Genomic DNA, 20221 nt, shown 5'->3' with positions numbered 1-20221 from the left:
TCCTCCTGTCGTGGCCGCCGCAGGTCTACCAGAGGACCGGCACGCGGTCCACTCCCCCGGTCACCCGGTTCGACCGGACCTCCAGTTGCCCGACCGGCACCGCGAGCCGCAGTCCGGGGAACCGGCGGAACAGCGAGCCGAACACGACGCGCAGTTCCGTGCGGGCGAGACTCGCGCCGATGCAGAACCAGCCACCGTAAGCAAACGACACGTGCGAGTTGGGCTTGCGCCCGGGGTCGAATTCCGCGGCGGCGGGGAACACCGACGAATCCCGGTTCGCGGCCGCCAGCGAGAGGACGACCGCGTCCCCCCGGGCGACCGTCACGCCGCCGAGCTCGACGTCGTCGTGCGCGTACCGCAGCACCCCCAGCCCGCCCGGCGCGGACAGCCGCAGGATCTCCTCGACGACGCCGTGCACCCGGTTCTCGGGGTCGGCGGCCAGCGCGTCGCGCCGCGCGAGGTCGGTGAGCAGGTACAGGACGCCGAGGTCGATCCGGTTCGACGTCGTCTCGTGGCCGGCGAACAGCAGGCCGGCGCCGAGGCGCGCGAGGTCGTCGTCGGTGAACGCCGGGTCTTCGGCCTGGGCCCGGACCATGTCCGAGACGACGTCCTGGCCGGGTGAGCGCCGCTTGGCCGCCGCCAGCCGCCCCATGTAGGCGGCGAACTCCTCGAGCGCCGCGTCGGCGCCGGAACCGATGTCCATCCGGCCCATCCGCTCGGACAGCACGCGGAACGTGTCGCGGTCTTCGTACGGCACGCCGAGCAGCTCGCAGATCACCAGCACCGGCAGCGGGAACGACAGGTGCTCGTGCAGGTCGACCGGCTCGTCCGCGTGCCGGGCCCGCTCCATGGCGGCGAAGCAGCCGTCGGCCAGTTCCTGGACGCGACCGGCGAGCCGCCGGATCCGGTTGGCGGAGAACGCGGGCACGAGCATCTTCCGCATCCGCGCGTGCGCCACGTGCTCGGTTTCGTGGTCGCCCTGCGGCCGGCCGAGGATCGCCGCCTCCGACAGCGCCGACGCGGTTTCCGGCGCCGGGTGCGACCGGCCGAAGCGCGGGTCGGTGAACACCGCGCGGACCTCTTCGAACCCGGTGACCAGCCACGCCGGGTCGCCGGCCGGCGTGGTCACCGGCACGACCGGGCCCTGGCGGCGCAGCACCTCGAAGAGCGGGGCGATCTCCAGGACGTTCGGCCGTTCGAACGGCAGGCGCGGCGTGTCCGTGGACGCGGTCATCGGGTTCTCCTCCCGGCTGCGCGACCGGTCGGCGCGGACGCGGGCGGTCCGGTCACCGGCCGCTCCCCCCGGTCCCCCTGCGCTCCACGGTACCCAGAAACCCGCGCGAGAGCGGGGAACGCGCGATTCCCCGCCCTTTCGGGCCAACGCCCTATCCGGCGAACCGCCCGCAAAGTCTCGAATGGGTCATACACGTCGACGGAGGCACGCCAAACTGTCGGTGCCCTCCGCTACCGTGGAAATCGGGGGCCGGAGGCACGCCCTACAGCAGTTTCCACGCCCGGGTGAGCGTGTCACGCAGGATCTGCTCCATCTCGTCGAATTCCCGCTGGTCGCAGATCAGCGGCGGCGAGAGCTGCACCACCGGCTCGGCCCGGTCGTCGGCGCGGCAGTACAACCCGGCCTCGAACAACGCGTCCGACAGGAACCCGCGCAGCACCCGCTCGGACTCCGGACCGCTGAACGTCTCCTTCGTCGCCTTGTCCTTCACCAGCTCGATGCCGTAGAAGAACCCGGCCCCCCGGACGTCCCCGACGATCGGCAGGTCGGTCAGCTTGTCCAAAGTGGACCGGAACGCGTCTTCCCGCGCGAGCACGTGGTCGTAGAGGCCCTCGCGGGAAATCAGGTCGAGGTTCGCCAGCGCGACCGCGCACGACACCGGGTGCCCGCCGTAGGTCGAGCCGTGCATGAACGTCGTCGCACCCCGGGTGAACGGCTCCATCAACCGCTCCGAAGCCAGCACCGCCCCCAGCGGCGCGTACCCCGACGTCAGGCCCTTCGCCGTCGTGATGATGTCCGGCTGGTAGCCGTAGCGCTTGGCGGCGAAGTCGTACCCGACCCGGCCGAACGCGCAGATCACCTCGTCGGACACCAGCAGCACATCGTGCTTGTCGCAGATTTCCCGCACCCGCGCGAAGTAGCCCGGCGGCGGCACGAAGCAGCCGCCGGTGTTCTGCACCGGCTCGAGGAACACCGCGGCGACCGTGTCGGCGCCCTCGAACTCGATCGCCTGCTCGATCTGATCGGCGGCCCAGCGCCCGTAGGCCTCGTAGTCGTCGGCGTGCTCGGGCGCGCGGTAGAAGTTCGTGTTCGGCACGCGCAGGGTGCTCGGCACCAGCGGTTCGAAGTCGGCCTTCGCGCCGGGGATGCCGGTGATCGACAACGCGCCCTGCGACGTCCCGTGGTAGGCCAGCGAACGGCTGATCACCTTGTGCTTGGTGGGTTTCCCGACGAGCTTGAAGTACTGCTTCGCCAGCTTCCACGCCGTCTCGACCGACTCGCCGCCGCTCACTGTGAAGAACACGCGGTTCAGGTCGCCGGGGGCCGCGTCGGCCAGGCGGGAGGCCAGCTCGATCGCCGTCGGGTGGGCGTGGCCCCACAGCGGGAAGTACGCGAGCTGCTTCGTCTGCCGCGCGGCGGCTTCGGCGAGCTCCTCGCGGCCGTGGCCGACCTGGACCGCGAACAGCCCGGCGAGCCCGTCCAGGTAGCGCTTCCCGCGGGCGTCCCAGATGTAGGCGCCTTCGCCCCGCACGATCACCGGGACGTCGGTCTCGTCGTAGGCGGAGTGGCGCGTGAAGTGCATCCAGAGGTTGCTGCGAGCTGCCTGGGCGAGGCCGGCGGCATCGACGGAGGCGCGGTCGGCGGTAGTGGTCATGCCTCGGTTATCGCACGCGGCGACCACAGGACGCAAGCGATTCAGTCGTCCAGACGAACATCATCAACTAATCCGTGGCCAATATTTCCGCGAAACCTTCGGATTTCGTCGTCACGGTCAGCGAGAGCCCCACTGGTAGGTCTGCTTCCGCAGCTTGAGGTAGACCATCACCTCCGCGTGCCGGACGCCCGGCAGCGCGCGGATCCGCGCCGAGATCAGCTGCAGCAGTGCCTCGTCGTCCGCGCAGACGGCTTCGCACAACAGGTCGTAGCGCCCGGCGCAGAGGATCACGTACGCGATCTCGTCCATTTCGGCCAGTGCGTCGCCGACCGGCTCGAGCGGCCCTTCGACGGTGATCGCGATCATCGCCTGCCGGAACAGCCCGACCTGCAAGGGATCCGAGACCGCGACGATCTGGATGACGCCGGAGTCGGACAGCCGCTGCACCCGCTGCCGGACGGCGGCCTCCGACAGGCCGACCGCCTTGCCGATGGTCGCGTAGGCGCGCCTGCCGTCCTCTTGGAGTTGCGCGATGATCTGCCGCGAGAGGTCGTCGAGCACCGGCGGGGCGGGCCGGCTGGGGGTGTCCTGGCTGCTCACGCCCCGGATCATCCCCGACGCGGGTGACACAGGGCAAACGCTGCACCCTGGTCACGATGAGTGACTAAATCCGAAGGCACTGTCCCCTGTGGACAACGATTTCAGTCGTCTTCGCGGCGTTGACAACACCGAATCGGTGCTGTTCCATCCGTCGCACCTTGCCCCGGCCGGAGGGAACGCCGATGCCCCGCACTCCCGCCCCGCCCCAATCCGCCGCCGCCACCGCACCCGCCGGACCCCGCACGCTGACCCGGTCCATCGGCGTCGGCGGCGGCACCCTGCTGACGCTCAGCTGCGTGACGCCGGCGTCGTCGCTGTTCGTCCTCGTGCCGCCGCTGTTCGCCGACCTCGGCACCGGCACCGCGCTCGCCATCGCGCTCGCGGTGCTGCTCTGCGTCGGGATCGCCTTCTGCTACTCCGAACTCGGCACGCTGGTCCCGAGCGCCGGCGGCGAGTACGCGATGGTGACGACGGTGGCCAACCGGTTCGCCGGCTGGCTGACGTTCATGCTCTCCTTCATCGTCATCCTCGTCGTGCCGCCGATCATCGCGATCGGCGTCGCGGACTACGTCGCCGCGGTCGCGCACATCGACCCGTCGGTCGCCGGGGCGCTGGTGATGCTCGCGTCCACCGTGATGGGCCTGCTGAACCTGCGCTCCAACGCCTGGATCACCGGGATCTTCCTGGTCGTCGAGATCGTCGCGATCTTCGTCGTGTCACTGCTCGGGTTCACCCACACCACGCAGAGCGCGGCCGTGCTGGTCAAGCCGTCACTCGGCACGAGCGGGATCGGGCTGATCGCCGTCGTCGCGGGGCTCGCCGTCGCGTTGTTCGTCGTGCAGGGCTTCAGTACCGCCGTCTACCTCGCCGAGGAGATGCGCGAGCCGCGGAAGACGGTCGCCCGGACCGTGTTCTGGACGCTCGGGATCAGCGCACTCGTCATCCTGGTCCCGGTCGTCGCGATCACCCTCGCCGTCCCGGACGCGGCCGCGCTCGCCGGCGTGGACCTCACCGCGCTCGTCACCGGCTGGAGCAACTCGGCCGTCGGTACCGCGATCAGCCTGTGCATCGCGGCGGCGATCGTGAACGCGGTGATCGTCATGGTCATCCAGAACTCGCGCGTGCTCTACGCCTCCGCGCGCGACCGGGCGTGGCCGACGCCGGTGAACCGCGCGATGAGCGTGGTGAGCGCGCGGTTCGGCGCACCCTGGGTCGCGACGCTCGTGGTCGGGCTGTCCGAAGCCGTGCTCTGCTTCGTGCCGGTGGACACGCTCAGCGGCGTCACCGGGGTCGCCGTCGTCGCGCTCTACCTGTGCGTGGCCATCGCCGCGCTGCGCGCCCGCCGGGCGGCACACCGGAAACCGCACGTGTGGCGGATGCCGGCCTGGCCGGTCGTCCCGGTGGTCGCCGTCGCCGCGCTGGCCTACGTCCTGGTCGAGCAGAGCGCGCTCGACCTCGGCATCACCGCCGGCGTGCTGGTGGTGTCGGCGCTGTACTGGTGGGGCTACCTGCGCCGCCGTCCCGAACGCTGGGTCGTGACGGTCCCGGTGGAGGACTAGCTCAGTCCTTCCCGCGGCCCCTCAGCTGACGCAGGCCGACGACGATCACCGCGAGCAGCCCGACGACGCCGACCACCACCCAGATCCAGCCGGGGATGCCGCTGGTGTCCACCGCGGTCGGGGCGGTGGGTGCCTGGGCCTGCTCCGGCACGGACGTCGTCGGCGCCGCGGCGGACGAAACCGCGGCGGCGAGGGTGAAGTGCACGGTGCCGGTGAGGTTGTCGCCGTCCTCCGCGATCACCTTCCAGGTCAGCGTGTAGGCCTGGGCCGGTCCGGCCGGGGTCACCGGCGCGGTCACGACGGCGCCGGCCACCGCGGGCGTGCCGACCGTCCAGGCGGTGCCGTCGCGGCCGGTGATCTTGACGGCCTCCGGCGGCAGGGTCACGGGCTCGCCGAAGGTCAGCCGGACCTCGGTCGGCGCGGCCGCGAGCGTGGCACCTTCGGCGGGTGAGCTGGACTCCAGCTCGGTGTGGGCCGAGGCCGGCCCGGCGAGCACGACGAGCCCGGTGAGGGCGGCGAGAACGGCTCCGAACGCACGACGCGGGATCATCCGGACATCCTGCCCTATCCGCCCGTGCAGTCTTCGTGTCCACCCGTGCACGCGGGTGGGGGTCCCTTCTCATCGCGGCGCGCATTGGCCAGGATGGACGCCTGGGTGGCGAGGGAAGGACCTCCATGGCGACTGTGCGCGACGAGGCCGACGCGCGGCGGCAGCTGCGTGCGGAGCACCGGCGGGACGAGGACGGACCGAGGGAAAGCGCCTCGGCGGTCGCGAGGCCGCAGGGCACCGGCGCGGCCGCGCTGGTCGCCGACGGCACCGACGTCCTCGAGCTGGACTACGCCGAGATCGACGCCGCCAAGAACGCTCTCGACGCGCGCCACCAGGAGCTGTCCGGCTACCTCGAAAGCGCCCGCGAGCTGGGCACACCGCTGGCCGACGGCAAAGGCCCGGTGTCCCACTGGATGCGCCGCTCGTTCGGGCTGCGCGGCGGCGCCGAGGCCGGCGGCGTACAGGCCGCGCTGGAGTCCTACCTGACCGAGCTGGCCTCGTTGCGCCAAGCCCTCGACACCGTCGCGGCGTCGCACCGGAGCAACGACGAGGAGGCCGCGGCGTCGTTGCGGGCGGGTGAGCGCGATGCCTGAGTTCCACTCCACGCACCACCGGCCGACCGCGCGCGAGCAGGCGAAGGCGCGGCGGGTGCGTCGCGAGAAAGCCGTGAACAACCGCGAAGACGCGTTCGGCAAGATCAACTGGGACTCCTACGACCACCGCGAGCTGTGGGACATGGTGCAGTCGGCCGACCCGCCGCGGCTCGGCGAGCAGGCGCACCGGTGGGCCGAGCTGGCCCGGGGCGTCGACACGGCCACCAGCGACGTCCACACGCTGGTGCAGAAGCTGCTGCTGTCGTGGCGCGGGCCGTCGGCGGCGCAGGCCGCGGACTCGATCCAGCGCCTGACCGGCTGGGCGAGCACGGCGGGCGAGAACGCCCGCCACATCGGCGACGGCCTCGACACCTACACCGCGGCGATCGGCGAAGCCCGGCGGAAGATGCCGGAACCGGTGCACTACTGGGCCGAGCGGTGGTTCAAGGAGGGGTACGCGGTCAAGCGGCTCGACGGCCCACAGGGCGCGTACATGCTGGACGAGCTGCTCGACGACCAGCTGCCGACGAAGAAGCAGGCGGACGACGCCAAGGCCGAGGCGGTCCGCGTGATGGAGCAGTACGAGAGCGCGAGCCACGACGTCCGCCACCGCCTGCCCCCGGCGTTCGACGCGGCACCGCAGGTGAGCGCGGCCGGTTCGGACGCGGTGGCCCCACGGGTGCCCTCTACGCCCGTGGTCACGGACCCACATACGCCCGTGGTCCCGGACCCGCCGCTCGATCGGGGTCCGGACGAGGGCCGGGCGACGGTGCCGGGCCGGGTGCCGGACGACTCGACGTCGACCGCGTCCGCCTTGCCGCCCACGTTCAGCGGCGCCGGGGTGCTGCCGGGCGGACTCGACGGGGTGATCGGCACGGGCGGGACGGTCTCCGGACCGGGTTTCGCCGGCTTCGTCGGCCCAGGCCCTGGCGGCTCGGGTGGGTCGGGTGGCTCGGTGGGTGAAGGCGGCCGGGCCGGCGCGGGTCGCTTCGGGAACGCGACGTCGGGTTTCGGCCCGGGAGCGGCGGGCGGTCGCGGCGCGGGCACCGGGTACGGCATGTACCCGCCGGGCCAGGGCACGCGCCGCGAAGAGGACACCGAGCACCGCGACAAGTACGCGGACGGCTACGACCTCCTGGACGACCTGCCCCCGGCATATCCCCCGGTGTTCGGCGAATGACCGGCTTCCACGCGGACCCGGCGGCCCTCGACGCGCTGGCACTCCGTCTCGAGGGGACGGCAGAGGAGTACGGCGCGGCCGCGGCTTCGGTCGAGACGGCAGCGTCCGGCGACTTCGGACCCCTGGCGATCTCGGGCGCGCTCGCGGTGCTGACGGGCGAGTGGTCGGGCAGGATACGAGCGGTGGAAACGGACTTCACCACGGCGGCGAGCAGCGTCCGCGCGGCCGCGAAGGCCTACGGGACAACAGATGCGGCCGCGGCCGAAGACCTGGGCCGAGCCGCCGATGGCTGAGTTCCGCGGCCTCGGCTTCAACCCGGTCCCCGGCCGTCCCGACGCCGTCGCCGAAGCCGCCCGCCACTACGCCGCCGCGGCGGCGCGGCTCGACCAGGCCCCCACTCCCGGCGAAATCCCCGAGTGGGCCGGAAATTCCGCCCAAGCCCTCGCCGACCGCGCCGGACGGGCCGCGACCGGCCTCGCCGCCGTCCCCGAAGCCCTCCGCGCGGCCGCAGCCATCCTCGACGACTGGGCGGGCACCCTCGTCGCCCACCACCGCCGCGCCGAGGACCTCGACCGCCAGGCCACCGTCGCGCGCCAAGCCCTCACCACCGCTCAGGACGACGTCGACCAAGCCGAAACCGAAGCCCAGTTCTCCCCCGCCGCTCAACCGAACCTCACCACGGCCCGTGCCCGGCTCGCGACGAGACAAGACGACCTCGACCGCGTTCTCGCCGAAGCCCGCGAGCTGGAACGCGCCCACACCACGGAAGCAGCCCGCGTCGCCGACCGCCTGCGCGCCCTCGGCGACGGCTCCCCCCTGCCGAGCGCCCCGGATTTCCCCGCCGTGACAACACATCTGGAGACGTTCTCGGCCGCCGGGCGCGAGCTGGGCGTGACCGTCGCGAAGACCCCCGTCGCGCCCGTGACACCGCCGCCGGGCGCGGTCGGCGCCTTCGCCGCGGCACTGGGTGGCCGGTGAAACTGCCCGCCGTTCCGGGGATCACCCCGGTGAGCCTGGACTCGGTCGAGCGCACCACCGCCGAGCTGCACGCGCTGATGGCACGCCTGCGCGGCCCCGACGCCGCCCGCGACCTCGGCCTGGAAGCGGCGGCCGTCCAGTGCGCGGAGATCGCCCACGAGCAGCGGGCCGGGCTGCTGGCCCTGGTCGAGCACCGGGACGCCGATCCCGCGGTGCTCATCGCCGGGGTCGTCCCGATCGAGGGCACCCTCGACGATGCCGCGGACCTCGGCCACTTCGTCGCCGACACGACCCCGGGCATCCGGGAGGTCAGCCACGCGAACACCCGCCGCGGCTACCCGGTGGTGATCGTCGAGCGGATCGGCCTGTCCGGCGCGCAGCTGCAGGCCGTCGTCCTCGACCCGGATCGCCCGCGCGCGGCCGTGTTCACCCTGCACTCCCCCGGCGGCCGCGGCTGGCTGGAGGTCGCCGGCCTGGCCGGGACGCTCGTCGCCGGCGTCGACCTCACCCCCGCAGCGCCCGCTCCCGGAACTCGCGCGGAGTCCGGCCGGTCGCGCGGCGGAACGTCCGCGAGAAGTGCGGGGCGCTGGTGAACCCGCAGTCCCGCGCGATCTCCGCGATCCCCCGCCCCGCCTTCGCCGGGTCCGCCAGCAACGCCTTCGCGCGCTCGACGCGCAGGCCCTTCAGCCGTTCCGCAACACCTTGGCCGTCATCGAAAAGCTGGTACAGCCGCCGACGCGAGATGTACAGCGCTTCGGCGATCTTGTCGGCGCTGAGCGACTGCTCGCCGAGGTGCGCGCGCATGTACTCGAGCGCTTCACGCCTTCGCGCCGCCAAAGCGTCGACACGATCGAGTTCGACGCGCAACGCGCTGCGCAGCACCAATTCCGCCAGGCCGAGCAAGTGGTGGGCCAGCCCGTGCGGGTCGAGCCGAGGACCGGCCGCCACGACGTGCGCGACCGCGCCGGCGAACAACGACCGCAACGGCGCGTCGACCTCGACCGGCCGGAACATCAGCGGCCGCAGCTCGGCGAACGAGATCGACAGCTTCGCCGCCGCGACCGTCAGCATCACGACGCCGGAGGGCTGCAGGTGCAGCGTGGCGTCGGCGAACGTCAGCTTCGCGCCGGACTCGGCGACCGCCCGCGGGACGGGGCAGCGCAGCAGCAGCTGGATGCCTTCGGGGTCGCCGCGGCCGCCGAGGATCGCGGCGCGGGCGGCCGCGGCGCCGGAAGCGCGGACGACGAGGTACCCGCTCGCGGGGACGTCCATCGACTGCGGCTCGGCCATCGGCACCATCGTGCCCGACGGCGGCCGCGCACCACGGGAAGGGTGACCATGGCGCGGCGCACCGCGACGGCGGCCGGAGTGATCCTGTCGCATCTCGAATTCGATCTCCTCTGGGCGGACCTGGGGCCGGGCGGGCCGCCGCCCTACCCGTTCGACGTGCCGGTGCACGGCGCCACCCAGGCCGAGCGCGACGACCTGGGCGTGCGGGTCTTCGCCGGGCTGGCGGAAGCGGGCCTCACCGACGGCGACGACGTCGACCCGGCGCTGGCGGACCTGGTCGTGCTGCTGGGTGCGCCGTCGCTGAGCGTCGACGCGCTGGTGCTGGGCGAAGCGCCGTGGCGGCTGCTCGCGGCCGTGCGGGACGCGGCCGGGGTGCTCGCGGTCCTCGACGAGCGCGAGCTGGTGCTGGAGCCGCTACGCCCCGCCGACCTGGTCGCCGCGGTGGCCCGGATGCTCGGTGACGCCGAGGCGGGCCCGGGCGACCAGCTCCGGCTTCCCCGCGCGACGTACTCGGCGGCGATGGACGCGTACGCGCGCAACGGCTACGACGCGTTCGAGCGGGCGCTGAGCGCGGCCGGGATCACCGGCCGCGCGGTCCGTCCACTGGCGACGCTGGTGACCGCCGAGCGCTACGCGGCGGGCCAGCTGGCAGCGACGGCCCCGGCGGGCCGCGGCCCGGTCCTGGCCTGGTTCGACACGGCGGCCGGGCGCTACGCGGTGACGCCGGAGGACGTGGCCGGCGAACCGTGGGTGATGGTCACGCCGGCCGACGGCGCCTGGCTGGCCGACCGGCTGACCCGCATGCTCGGCGACGCCCGCTGAGCGGTCTGCCGCGGCGGTCGTGAGTGAGAAACAGTGTTCTAACCCAGTTTCTCACTCACGACCGCCAGCCGGTCAGGTCGCCCAGGTCGTCGGCAGGAACTCGTCGGGGGCCGGCCGCGGCCGGATCGCCGGTCCGCCCACCTCACCGGGTGGCTCGCTCGAGGGCCGCGGACCGAACCTCGGGCCTTCCGCACCGTCCGGCAGCACGTCCCCCAGCACCTCGCGCCCCTGCCGCAGGGCATCGGCGCCCGCCTCCGATGCCAGCCGCCGGATCACCCCGGCCAGCTCCCCCGGCGACCGGTTCAGCGCCCACCGGTCGAACCGCAGGTCCACGAGCGCGCCGTGGAGGTCGACCAGCACCGACACCCCGTCGGCCTCGGCGGAGGCGCGGATCGCGGCCAGCCGCGTCCCATACGCCGGTTCCGGGGCCTCGAAGGCCGCGTCGGCCAGCTCCGAAGCCTTCACTGGGACCGCCAGCTGTCCGGGGTGGTCGCTTCCGCGTCCTCACCCGCCTCGGGCAGACCGAGACCGTCCACGTTGTGCCACAACGAAGCCGTGGCGCGTGCCGACGCGGCCGCGGCCAGCACCAGGATCCGGCGGGCCAGCTCGTCCGGCTCCAGCCTCAGCGCCGACGCCTCCAGCGTCAGCTCCTGCAACGCGCCGCCGGGCGCGACTTCGACGGCGACCGTGCGGTCGGCGGCTTTTCCGGTGATCACGGGTGGACCCCTCCGTAGAACGTGGACGCCGAGAGCGTGTGCGTGTTCCGGCGGACGGCGTCCCCGGAGTTGCCCTCGATCATCGTGACCTGGTTCCCTTCGACCTTCTCGACGATCCCGATGTGCGTGCTCGTCGACGTGTTCTGCGGCCCGGTGCCGAAGATCAGCACGTCCCCCGGCTTCGCTTCGTGCAGCGAGTGCTTGCCATAGGCGTGGCCGTTGCGCTCGCCCCAGTGGAAGACGTCGCCGCTGAAGGGCAGCACCGGGATCTTCACGCCGGCCTTCCGCCACATCGCCGTCGCGAACGACGAGCACCACGCGGCGGTCGGGCCGTACGGGTTCCGGTTGCTGCCCGGCGGGTTCTCGCGGACACCGAGCTGCGTGCGCGCGGCGTGGACGACCTCCTGGCCGCGTCCGCCGGCCTTGCTCGGGTGCGTGGTCTTCGTGGGCACGGCCTTGTCCATGACACCGTCGTGGGTCAGGTCCTTCCGCAGGTCGTGCAGCTTCTCGGCCGCCGCCTTCAGTTCCGCGTCGACGTGCCGCAGCGTCGACGCCGACTGCCGCGTGTACTGCGGTGCCAGGTCGGCCGCGTGCCCGACCGCGCGCATCAGCGCGGCCTGCGTCCCGGCCGCGACGCCCGCGTCGAGGACCTGCTTCGCGCGCGCGGTGTACTCGTCGACCAGCCGCTGCACGGCCGTGTGCCCGCTGTCCACTGTGGACGCGACGTGCGCGACGACCTTCTCCGCCGCCGCCCCGGCCGCGCCCGTGATCCGAAGCTCCTTCGTCAGCTTCGCGCTGGTGTGGCGGAAGCCGTCGGCGCCGTGGCCGTGCCAGTGCTCGAGGACGGTGGCGCTTTCCTTGTGGTAGGCGTCGTGCTGGGCGTCCAGCGCACCCGCCACCTGGTGCAGGGCGTACTCGGCCCGGACTGCGTCCTCGGCCTTCCCGGCGAGCTTGTCGCGGTGGGCGACGAGGTCCTTCGCGAAGGAGTGCGCGAGCGCGGCGGTGTCCATGTCAGCCCAGTCCGTTCAAGGCGGCCACGGTCGCCGTCTCGTGGTCGCGATAGGACTTCGCGGCCTTCCGCGCCGCGGCGGCCAGCCCGTCCGCGTGCGCGCCGACGCCCTTGACCTGCTTCTGCAGGGCCAGCCCGAAGCCGGCGAGCGCGTCGGCGAACCCCGACTCCTCACCGATCTTGCCGAAGCTCTCGCGGCCGATCTCCCGGACGCCGCGCAGGTGCCCGGTCGCGGTGCCCAACGCGTCGCCGACGTGCCGGGTCCGGGCCACGTAGGAGTGCAGCACGCTGTCGTCCACTCTGAGCGGACGGCCGCTCGCGGTGCCGGTCCCGGCGGACTTGCCGTGGTGCTTCGTGACGTCCTGAGCCGCCTGGCGAGCGGCCGTGAGGTGGTGCTTGTAGGCGCCGTTCGTGTACGTCGACCAGGGCGTGAAGTCGTGGCCGTCGCTCGAGATGCTGTTCGCGACGCGGGCGTTGGTGTCCGGGTCGAACAGCCGGTCGTCGGACTTCAGGTGGTACTGCCGGCGCCGTTCCGGGCCGAGCGCGCCCAGCATGTTGATCTGCCAGAGGCCGTAGGAGTCGTCCGGTGGCGTGGCGTTGTGCGCGGTCGTCCGCCCGCCGGACTCGGCCAGCGCGACGGCGACCGCGGTGGTCAGGCCCTGGCCGCGGAACCCGGCCGCGTAGGCGTGCCGGGCGATCTGCTCGGCGCTCAGCTTCGTCATGGTTCGACCTTGACCGTCCGGGTACCCCCGGCGGTAGCCGCGGTGCACGCAGGGACAACCCGGGTGCACGCGCGGCTCAACCTTCGGGGCCGTTCACGCGTACTGATCCCCGGGAGACCTTCGACGAGGGGATGCACGGATGCGCGGCGCCGGGGTGGTGACCCTGCTGGGGTTGACGCTGGTCACGTCGTCGTGCGCGGCACCACGCACGACGACGCCGAGCCCGATCGCCGAACCGGCGCCGCTCGTCCGCACGACCACTCCGGTGCCCACGACGACTCCTCCTCCGCCCGCGCCGCCCTGCGCCGTCACGACCGGCGCGTGCGTGAGCCTGGCGCAGCGCCTGGCCTGGCTGCTGCGCGACGGCCGGGTCGTGCGAGGCCCGGTCCCGGCCGGCTTCGGCCCGCCGGACCAGGCGACGCCGGCCGGATCGTTCCACGTCGTCTGGAAGGACCGCGAGCACACCAGCAGCGTCTACGGCACGGACATGCCCAACTCGGTGTTCTTCGCCGCCGGCGGCATCGCCTTCCACGCCGGGCCGCTCGACGCGCCGTCGCACGGCTGCGTCCACCTCACCGACGCCGATTCGGCGGCGTTCTTCGACGGCCTGAACGTCGGGGACGCGGTGCAGGTCCTGTAGCGTCACTCCCCGGTGGACACTTCGACTGTCGTTTCGCGCCTGCGCGCCGCGGGCTGCGTGTTCGCCGAGGACGAGGCGGACCTGCTGATCGCCGCCGCCACGACCCCCGCCGAACTCGGCTCGCTGGTGGAACGCCGCGTTGCCGGGCTCCCGCTGGAGCACCTGCTCGGCTGGGCGGAGTTCCACGGCCTGCGGATCACCGTGCGGCCCGGGGTGTTCGTCCCGCGTCGCCGCACCGGGTTCCTGGTCGACGTCGCCGTCTCGCTCGCGCCGGCCGAGCCGGTGGTGCTCGACCTGTGCTGCGGCTCGGGTGCGCTGGGCGCCGCGTTCGCCGCCGCGCTGCGCCCGCGTGAGCTGCACGCGGCCGACGTCGAGCCCGCGGCCGTCGCGTGTGCACGGCTGAACCTCCCGGAGGCCCGCGTGTACGAAGGCGACCTCTACGACGCGCTGCCGTCGTCGCTGCGCGGCCGGGTCGACGTACTCATGGCGAACGTGCCGTACGTCCCCTCGGACGCCGTCGCGACCATGCCGCCGGAGGCTCGGCTGCACGAACCCCGCGTGGCGCTCGACGGCGGGACCGACGGCCTCGACCTCGCCCGCCGCGTCGCCGCGGGCGCGTCGCGATGGCTCGCGCCGGGCGGGACCCTGCTGACCGAATCGAGTGAACGGCAGGCGCCGGTATTGGCCGCGCTGTTCGCCGCCGCGGGGCTGGCTCCGCGCGTGCACGATTCGGAAGAGCTGGGCGCCACCGTCGTCAGCGGGACCGCCCCACCGTCGTGATTTGCCCGGTGGGGCAACGACTTTCGTTCACTCCTTCGTCGGAGTGACCACCCGGATCGACGTTCGACGAGTGCGACAAGGACATCCGCGCCGGGTACTGGACGAAAAACCGGTTGGCCGGCTGCACCATCACGGACATGGCCTACCAGCGGTACGCGTGTCCCGAGGCGGGCTGCGCGGTCTGGGCCCGCGTGATCTCGACCAGCAACCTGCTGCCGGCGCAACGGAAGCTCGAAGTCGCGACACAGGTCGTCAAGAGCATCGCCGACTGGCGGGCGCAGTCCGACGAGACGCACGTCTTCACCATGGAGGGCACCGACGCGCCGGTGGCGACTGATTCGGCCGCGGTGCAGGCGGAGCAGCGCACCTGGTACGTCGGCGAACGGCACCTGGTCGCCGAGGACACCGGCGACCGCACGACCTGGTCACCGGCGCCCACAGCGCGTTCCTGCGCTGCGACATCGCGCGGCTGCTGAACCCGAGCATCGGGCAGTTCGTCGTGAGCAACCACATCCTCGACGGGGACGGGTACTGGGTTTACCCGTACGCGTGACAAACTCGATCTCACGTTCCGGCGCCGGCGGACGTCTACAGGGTGTGATCGTGAAACCGTTCGAGCAAGTCGTGACCGAGCACGGGCCGATGGTCCTCCGGGTCTGCCGGGCCGTGCTCGGCCCCGCCGACGCCGAAGACGCCTGGTCGGAGACCTTTCTCGCCGCCCTCAAGGCGTATCCGGAGCTGCCCGCCGAGGCGAACGTCCAGGCGTGGCTGGTCACGATCGCGCACCGCAAGGCCATCGACGTCACCCGCGCCCAGGCGCGCGTCCCGGTGCCGGTCGGCGAGATCCCGGACCGCCCGGGCGGAGCCGGCCCGCTGGACGGCGACCTGTGGGACGCGCTGGCGAGGCTGCCGGACAAGCAGCGCGTCGCCGTCGCCTACCACTACCTGGCCGGGCTGCCGTACGCGGAAATCGCGGAGATCACGGGAGGCAGTGTCGACGCCGCCCGCCGCGCGGCCGCCGACGGCGTCAAGACCCTGCGGGCCACCTACCCCTTGGAAGGAGCGCACTCATGATCGACATCATCCCGTCGCCTCCGGTGGCTTGCGAACTGCTGCCGGACCGCCTGCACGACCGCCTGACCGCGGCCGCCGAGCGCGAGGGCCTGCTGGACGTCGCCTACCGCACGCTCGACACGCCGGTCGGTTCCCTCCTGCTGGCGGCGACGTCCCAGGGCCTGGTGAAGGTGGCGTTCGACCGCCAGGACCACGACGCGGTCCTGGCCGAGCTGGCCATGGCGATCAGCCCCCGGCTCCTCCACGCCCCGGCCCGCCTCGACCCGGTGGTCCGCCAGCTGGACGAGTACTTCACCGGCGGTCGCCGGTCATTCGACGTCCCCCTGGACTTCCGCCTGGCACGCGGCTTCCGGCTGTCGGTGTTGGAACACCTGCCGGAGATCGAGTACGGCCGAACGGAGAGCTACGCCCAGGTGGCCACGGCGGCGGGCAGCCCCAAGGCAGTCCGGGCAGTCGGCACGGCGTGCGCGCTCAACCCGCTCCCGGTGGTGGTGCCGTGTCACCGGGTGGTGCGGTCGGACGGGTCGTACGGCCAGTACGCGGGTGGTGAGGAAGCCAAGCGGGTGCTGCTGACGATGGAAGCGGCCTGAGCTTCGGGCTTTCTCTGCCGGTCGGTGTGGAGGGCGACCGGGGCAGGCCGGGCAGGCCGGGCAGGCCGGGCAGGCCGGGAGGCCGGGCAGGCCGGGCAGGCCGGGAGGCCGGGTGGGCCGGGAGGCCGGGTGGGCCGAGCCGAGCAAGCCGGGCCGGGACAGGCCGGGCGGGCAGGGCGGCCGGGCCGCGCCGGGCAGGGCCCGGTGGGCCGGGCAGGGCCCGGTGAGCCGGGCAGGGCCCGGTGGGCCGAGCCGAGCAAGCCGGGCCGGGGCGGGCAGGGCAGGGCAGGGCAGGCCGAGCGGATCGAGCCGAGCCGGGAGGCCGAGCAGGCCAGAAGGCAGGGCAAGCCGGGCCGGACAAGCCGGGCCGGGCAGGCCGGGTCAACACCCCGCCGCTCCCCGCCAGAATCCCCGTACTACACACCGCTGCTGGCCGCGCCCAGAACGGGTCGGCCAGGCCGAACCCGTTCGCCACGGCCACCAATCCGGACATTCGCTCCTGCTCGGCACCGCCAACCGTCCGGCCAGCTGTCGCTGCGGCCCACCCGGCACCTTAGGTAGCAACCTTTCGGTCTCCGGCACTCACCGCGAACCTGCCGCCCCGCGGCACGACCTTGAACCTGTCGCCGCATCCGGCCAAGGCCCACCCCGGCCGACACGTTCCTTGGCCAACCTGGTGCCCACCAAGAAACCTGCCACCCACCCGACCGGCTCGTCGCCCCTGCCCACAACCACGTAGACCGAGCCGTTCCCCAGCGACCCCCAACCCGACCGGAAATCTCGCCCAGCCGATCTCACGTTTCGCCTCGCCGGAGCGTCTACCTAATATGAGCACTTACGAGAAACGCGTCGCCGCAGCCGATTGGGGGGCGGTGGCCGCCGAGGTCGATGACTACGGCTGCGCGCTGCTTCCCCAGCTGCTCACCCCCGCCGAGTGCGCGAAGCTCGTCGCCCTCTGGGACCAACCAGAACACTTCCGCGCGACAGTGAACCTGCGCCGCTACCGCTTCGGCGACAATGGCGACTACCACTACTTCGCCGCACCTTTCCCGGAGCCGGTTGAGCGGCTGCGGCAAGCGCTCTACCCGCGTCTGCTGCCGATCGCGCAGGACTGGTACGCCCGCCTCGGCCGCGATCCGGAATGGCCGTCCACTTTGGACGAATGGCTGAAGGTCTGCCACGACGCCGGCCAGCAGCGGCCGACCCCGATCCTGTTGCGCTACGAAACCGGCGGTTGGAACGCCCTCCACCGCGACCTCTACGGCGACAAGGTGTTCCCGCTGCAGGTCGTGATCAACCTCAACGACCCGGGCACCGACCACACCGGCGGCGAATTTCTCCTCGTCGAGCAGCGGCCGCGAGCGCAATCGCGCGGCACCGCGACGCTCATCCCCCAGGGCCACGGCCTCGTGTTCACCACCCGCGACCGCCCGGTCCGCTCGGCCCGCGGCTGGTCGGCGTCGCCGGTGCGCCACGGCGTCTCGGCGGTGCGTTCGGGCCGCCGGCACACCCTGGGCCTCGTCTTCCACGACGCGACATGACCGCCGCGGAACTCGAGGCGCTCGTGAAGCTGATCGGCGAGGCCCGGCACATCGTGCTCGGCACCGCGGCCGACCCGGCGTCACGGGCCGATGGCGAGCGGATCGCCGAAGCCTGGGGCGGCCTGGTCCTGGCGACCGTGACGTGGCCGGAGACGGCGGCATCGTGGCTGCGCCAGGCCCAACGGTTCGCGGCGCCGGACCCGGACGTGTGGGTCGTGGCCGCCACCCCGACCGGCTGGGCCGGCCTGTCGCGGCGGCTGCTGATGTCGACGAGATGGAGTCCTCATCGGACGGTCGTCACAGCAACCCTGACGGATTCCCGCCTGCCCGGCCTACGCGGCGCACGAGCAGACGGCACTACTTGGGAGAACTGATGAAGCACGCGATCATCGACTCGCCGATCGGCGAGCTCACCCTGGTCGGCGACGGCGACGTCGTGACCGGCCTGTATTTCCCGCACCACTGGACCCGCCCGGACCACACCACGTTCGGCCCGCGCGACGACTCGGCGTTCCCGGCGGCGACGGAGCAACTGAAGGAATACTTTGCCGGCCAGCGCAAGGAGTTCGATGCACCCACGCGCGCCGAAGGCAGCGAATTCCAGCGCGCGGTGTGGGCCGAGATCACCAAGATCCCGTACGGCTCGACGGCGACGTACGGCGACCTCGCGACGGCCGTCGGCGGGCTACCCCACGAGGTCGGGGCGGCGGTCGGGCAGAACCCGCTGAGTATCTTGGTGGCGTGCCACCGGGTCGTCGGCAAGAACGGGAAGCTGACCGGCTACGCGGGCGGCTTGAAGCGCAAGCAGTTCCTGCTGGAGCTGGAGCGCCCGCCGGCCGCGGAGCGCGGCCAGCTCTGGTGACTCACACGTGGCTCAGCAGCATCGCGGCGCCGAGCCCGGTCATGGTCACGGCGATGACGACGTCCAGAACGCGCCACGCCACGGGCCGGGCAAAGACGCCCGCCAGCTTCTTCGCGCCGAAACCGAGCGCGCTGAACCAGACGGCGCTGGCGATCCCGGCTCCAAGCCCGAACAACCACCGTCCATCGCCGTGAGCGACCGCGACGGAGCCGAGCAGCAAGACGGTGTCGAGGTAGACGTGCGGGTTGAGCCAGGTGAAGGCAACGCAGGCAAGCACGGCCTTCCGCAGCGGCGTCCGTTCGGCGCCGACGGTCATGACGGAGGGCCGAAACGCCCGCCGCGCGGCCAGCGCGCCGTAGCCCAGCAGAAAGAGCCCGCCCCCGACAGCGATCACCCCGATGGCGGTCGGCCACTGCTCGATCACGGCCCCGATCCCACTGACCCCGAGTCCGATCAGCACCAGATCCGACACCGCGCAGATGACGACCAACGGCGTCACGGCGCCCCCACGCAGCCCTTGCTGCAGGAGAAAGGCGTTCTGTGAGCCGATGGCGACGATGAGGGACAGCCCGGTCCCGAAGCCGGCGAGGAGCAGGGGAAGCACCGTTCCACGGTACGACCGTACCGCTGGATTACTCCACCTAAAGATTCTTACGTAACATTAGCGCTCGTGATGTCAGATCTCCCACTGGACCAGGTCAGAACGCTGCTGGCCGTAGTGGACGAGCAAAGCTTCGACGCAGCGGCGGCCGTCCTCCACGTGACCCCGTCGGCGGTCAGCCAGCGCATCAAGGCGTTGGAGCAACGCACCGGCCGAGTCCTGCTCCTGCGCACGAAGCCGATCTCCCTGACGGCATCCGGCCAGGTCCTGATCCGGTTCGCGCGTTCACTGGCCCAGCTGGAGCAGGACGCGGTGTCCGAACTGGGCCTGGACTCCTCCACACGCACGCTGTCGATAGCGGTGAACGCGGACTCCTTGGCAACGTGGTTCCTCCCATCCCTGTCCCGCGTCCCGGCGCCCCTCTCGCTCGCGTTCGACCTCCAACGAGAGGACCAAGACCACACGGCAGCCCTCCTCCGCGAAGGCTTGGTGATGGCGGCGGTAACGGCATCGCCCCAACCAGTCCAGGGCTGCACATCAACCCGCCTGGGCCGCATGCGCTACCGGGCCATGGCCTCCCCGGCGTTCATCGCCCGCTGGCTGACTTCTCCCCTACCCACGTCGCTCCCGGCAGCGCCGGTGATCATGTTCGACCGCAAGGACGACCTCCAGGACCGCTTCTTGCGCAGCCTCACCCGCCGCCGGACGTTCACCCCGGTCCGCCACCACATCCCCGCATCGGAGTCGTTCGTGGAGGCGGTAGCGGCCGGCCTGGGCTGGGGCATGATCCCGGAACTCCAAGCAGCCCCCCGCGGCGACGCCCTGGTGGACTTGGCACCGGATCGTCCGCTGGACGTACCACTGCACTGGCAGCAGTGGAAGCTGGACTCGCCGGCGCTGGCCACCGTCGCGAACGCCGTGGCCGCCGGTGCGGGGAAAGCACTTCGCTGAGCGGCACGGCAAGCCCGAACGCGACTGACGTGGGTGACCGCCCCAGCACCCATGGTGACGACAACCAGCTGACCAGCAAAGGAATCCCGAACCTCGCCCTGCCTGTTCCGAGTGCTTCGCGGTAGGGAAAACTCCACCCCGCACGGTGGGGTCGTCCCCTGGACCGGTCGGGGTGCCACCTTGATCGCGTGCGGCGCCAAAGCCGGACAGGCTTGTGCCGTGGCCCAGATGACTGACTTTCAGCCCCGCCCCGCGGACGGCGGCCGGTGGCGGCG

General features: G+C 72.4%; 26 protein-coding genes. 16 read left to right on the top strand and 10 right to left on the bottom strand.

Annotated features, from left to right (window positions below):
• Nucleotides 1-25 precede the first annotated feature (25 nt).
• The 3 genes from AA23TX_RS17700 to AA23TX_RS17690 form a co-directional block, all read right to left on the bottom strand.
• Nucleotides 26-1234, bottom strand: coding sequence for a cytochrome P450 (locus AA23TX_RS17700; RefSeq protein WP_155543600.1), 1209 nt, complete (start codon nt 1232-1234; stop codon nt 26-28).
• Nucleotides 1235-1496: 262 nt separating this feature from the next.
• Nucleotides 1497-2888, bottom strand: a complete 1392-nt coding sequence (locus AA23TX_RS17695; protein ID WP_155543599.1) for an aspartate aminotransferase family protein — start codon at nt 2886-2888, stop codon at nt 1497-1499.
• Between the two features lie 117 nt (nt 2889-3005).
• Nucleotides 3006-3500: an Lrp/AsnC family transcriptional regulator gene (locus AA23TX_RS17690; RefSeq protein ID WP_196425455.1), complete on the bottom strand. Its 495-nt coding sequence runs from the start codon at nt 3498-3500 to the stop codon at nt 3006-3008.
• 170 nt (nt 3501-3670) lie between these two features.
• On the opposite strand from AA23TX_RS17690, the gene AA23TX_RS17685 reads away from it, so the two are divergent.
• Nucleotides 3671-5047: an APC family permease gene (locus AA23TX_RS17685; protein WP_155543597.1), complete on the top strand. Its 1377-nt coding sequence runs from the start codon at nt 3671-3673 to the stop codon at nt 5045-5047.
• A gap of 1 nt (nt 5048) precedes the next feature.
• Here the strand turns inward: AA23TX_RS17685 and AA23TX_RS17680 are convergent, their stop codons facing one another.
• Entirely contained in the window at nt 5049-5597 is a 549-nt protein-coding gene (locus AA23TX_RS17680) for a copper resistance CopC family protein (protein ID WP_155543596.1), read from the bottom strand.
• A 125-nt stretch (nt 5598-5722) separates the two neighbouring features.
• Here AA23TX_RS17680 and AA23TX_RS17675 point away from each other — a divergent pair, with 125 nt between their 5' ends.
• From AA23TX_RS17675 to AA23TX_RS17655, 5 genes are read left to right on the top strand one after another with little or no spacing between them, the layout of a single operon-like run.
• A complete protein-coding gene (locus tag AA23TX_RS17675; protein ID WP_155543595.1) occupies nt 5723-6190 on the top strand; it encodes a hypothetical protein in 468 nt (155 codons plus the stop codon).
• Complete coding sequence (locus AA23TX_RS50755) at nt 6183-7370, top strand: PPE domain-containing protein (protein WP_155543594.1); 1188 nt, start codon at nt 6183-6185, stop codon at nt 7368-7370. The genes AA23TX_RS17675 and AA23TX_RS50755 overlap by 8 nt, the downstream gene beginning before the upstream one ends.
• The gene (locus tag AA23TX_RS17665; RefSeq protein ID WP_155543593.1) at nt 7367-7663 is read left to right on the top strand and encodes a type VII secretion target; all 297 of its coding nucleotides are present in this window, start codon (nt 7367-7369) and stop codon (nt 7661-7663) included. The genes AA23TX_RS50755 and AA23TX_RS17665 overlap by 4 nt, the downstream gene beginning before the upstream one ends.
• Nucleotides 7656-8348, top strand: a complete 693-nt coding sequence (locus AA23TX_RS17660; RefSeq protein WP_155543592.1) for a hypothetical protein — start codon at nt 7656-7658, stop codon at nt 8346-8348. The genes AA23TX_RS17665 and AA23TX_RS17660 overlap by 8 nt, the downstream gene beginning before the upstream one ends.
• Nucleotides 8345-8941: a hypothetical protein gene (locus tag AA23TX_RS17655; RefSeq protein WP_155543591.1), complete on the top strand. Its 597-nt coding sequence runs from the start codon at nt 8345-8347 to the stop codon at nt 8939-8941. Before AA23TX_RS17660 ends, AA23TX_RS17655 begins: the two co-directional genes overlap by 4 nt.
• On the opposite strand, the gene AA23TX_RS17650 is transcribed toward AA23TX_RS17655, so the two are convergent.
• Entirely contained in the window at nt 8853-9638 is a 786-nt protein-coding gene (locus tag AA23TX_RS17650) for a helix-turn-helix transcriptional regulator (RefSeq protein ID WP_155543590.1), read from the bottom strand. The two genes, AA23TX_RS17655 and AA23TX_RS17650, sit on opposite strands and share 89 nt — an antisense overlap.
• A gap of 48 nt (nt 9639-9686) precedes the next feature.
• On the opposite strand from AA23TX_RS17650, the gene AA23TX_RS17645 reads away from it, so the two are divergent.
• Nucleotides 9687-10460 carry an ESX secretion-associated protein EspG gene (locus AA23TX_RS17645; protein WP_155543589.1) on the top strand — a complete coding sequence of 258 codons (774 nt, stop codon included), beginning with the start codon at nt 9687-9689 and terminating at the stop codon, nt 10458-10460.
• 72 nt (nt 10461-10532) lie between these two features.
• Here AA23TX_RS17645 and AA23TX_RS17640 read toward each other — a convergent pair whose 3' ends face one another.
• From AA23TX_RS17640 to AA23TX_RS17625, 4 genes are read right to left on the bottom strand one after another with little or no spacing between them, the layout of a single operon-like run.
• Complete coding sequence (locus AA23TX_RS17640; protein WP_155543588.1) at nt 10533-10925, bottom strand: hypothetical protein; 393 nt, start codon at nt 10923-10925, stop codon at nt 10533-10535.
• On the bottom strand, nt 10922-11176 hold the full coding sequence (locus AA23TX_RS17635) for a YbaB/EbfC family DNA-binding protein (protein WP_155543587.1): 255 nt from the start codon (nt 11174-11176) through the stop codon (nt 10922-10924). The genes AA23TX_RS17640 and AA23TX_RS17635 overlap by 4 nt, the downstream gene beginning before the upstream one ends.
• Nucleotides 11173-12186 carry a CHAP domain-containing protein gene (locus AA23TX_RS17630; RefSeq protein WP_155543586.1) on the bottom strand — a complete coding sequence of 338 codons (1014 nt, stop codon included), beginning with the start codon at nt 12184-12186 and terminating at the stop codon, nt 11173-11175. Before AA23TX_RS17630 ends, AA23TX_RS17635 begins: the two co-directional genes overlap by 4 nt.
• Nucleotide 12187: 1 nt before the next feature.
• Complete coding sequence (locus AA23TX_RS17625; RefSeq protein ID WP_155543585.1) at nt 12188-12907, bottom strand: transglycosylase SLT domain-containing protein; 720 nt, start codon at nt 12905-12907, stop codon at nt 12188-12190.
• 139 nt (nt 12908-13046) lie between these two features.
• On the opposite strand from AA23TX_RS17625, the gene AA23TX_RS17620 reads away from it, so the two are divergent.
• The 8 genes from AA23TX_RS17620 to AA23TX_RS17585 all read left to right on the top strand — a co-directional run bounded on the left by AA23TX_RS17620 (nt 13047) and on the right by AA23TX_RS17585 (nt 18394).
• Nucleotides 13047-13547, top strand: coding sequence for a L,D-transpeptidase (locus tag AA23TX_RS17620; protein WP_155543584.1), 501 nt, complete (start codon nt 13047-13049; stop codon nt 13545-13547).
• 12 nt (nt 13548-13559) lie between these two features.
• Complete coding sequence (locus tag AA23TX_RS17615; protein ID WP_155543583.1) at nt 13560-14327, top strand: putative protein N(5)-glutamine methyltransferase; 768 nt, start codon at nt 13560-13562, stop codon at nt 14325-14327.
• Nucleotides 14328-14464: 137 nt separating this feature from the next.
• Complete coding sequence (locus tag AA23TX_RS17610) at nt 14465-14803, top strand: hypothetical protein (protein WP_155543582.1); 339 nt, start codon at nt 14465-14467, stop codon at nt 14801-14803.
• Between the two features lie 121 nt (nt 14804-14924).
• Nucleotides 14925-15401: an RNA polymerase sigma factor gene (locus AA23TX_RS17605; RefSeq protein ID WP_155543581.1), complete on the top strand. Its 477-nt coding sequence runs from the start codon at nt 14925-14927 to the stop codon at nt 15399-15401.
• Nucleotides 15398-15991 (top strand): methylated-DNA--[protein]-cysteine S-methyltransferase, encoded by a 594-nt coding sequence (locus tag AA23TX_RS17600; protein ID WP_155543580.1) that lies wholly within the window; start codon nt 15398-15400, stop codon nt 15989-15991. The genes AA23TX_RS17605 and AA23TX_RS17600 overlap by 4 nt, the downstream gene beginning before the upstream one ends.
• An 827-nt stretch (nt 15992-16818) precedes the next feature.
• Nucleotides 16819-17532 carry a 2OG-Fe(II) oxygenase gene (locus tag AA23TX_RS17595; protein WP_155543579.1) on the top strand — a complete coding sequence of 238 codons (714 nt, stop codon included), beginning with the start codon at nt 16819-16821 and terminating at the stop codon, nt 17530-17532.
• A complete protein-coding gene (locus AA23TX_RS17590) occupies nt 17529-17906 on the top strand; it encodes a type 1 periplasmic-binding domain-containing protein (RefSeq protein WP_155543578.1) in 378 nt (125 codons plus the stop codon). Before AA23TX_RS17595 ends, AA23TX_RS17590 begins: the two co-directional genes overlap by 4 nt.
• Nucleotides 17906-18394, top strand: a complete 489-nt coding sequence (locus AA23TX_RS17585; RefSeq protein ID WP_196425364.1) for a methylated-DNA--[protein]-cysteine S-methyltransferase — start codon at nt 17906-17908, stop codon at nt 18392-18394. The genes AA23TX_RS17590 and AA23TX_RS17585 overlap by 1 nt, the downstream gene beginning before the upstream one ends.
• 1 nt (nt 18395) lies before the next feature.
• Here the strand turns inward: AA23TX_RS17585 and AA23TX_RS17580 are convergent, their stop codons facing one another.
• Nucleotides 18396-18998: a LysE/ArgO family amino acid transporter gene (locus tag AA23TX_RS17580; RefSeq protein WP_155543577.1), complete on the bottom strand. Its 603-nt coding sequence runs from the start codon at nt 18996-18998 to the stop codon at nt 18396-18398.
• A gap of 69 nt (nt 18999-19067) precedes the next feature.
• Between AA23TX_RS17580 and AA23TX_RS17575 the strand changes: the two genes are divergently transcribed.
• Nucleotides 19068-19946 (top strand): LysR family transcriptional regulator ArgP, encoded by an 879-nt coding sequence (locus AA23TX_RS17575; RefSeq protein ID WP_439328758.1) that lies wholly within the window; start codon nt 19068-19070, stop codon nt 19944-19946.
• The last annotated feature ends 275 nt before the right edge of the window (nt 19947-20221 follow it).

It is taken from the genome of Amycolatopsis camponoti, from assembly GCF_902497555.1.
GTDB classification, from domain to species: Bacteria; Actinomycetota; Actinomycetes; order Mycobacteriales; family Pseudonocardiaceae; genus Amycolatopsis; species Amycolatopsis camponoti.
This window is presented reverse-complemented; position numbering and strand designations above follow the sequence as displayed.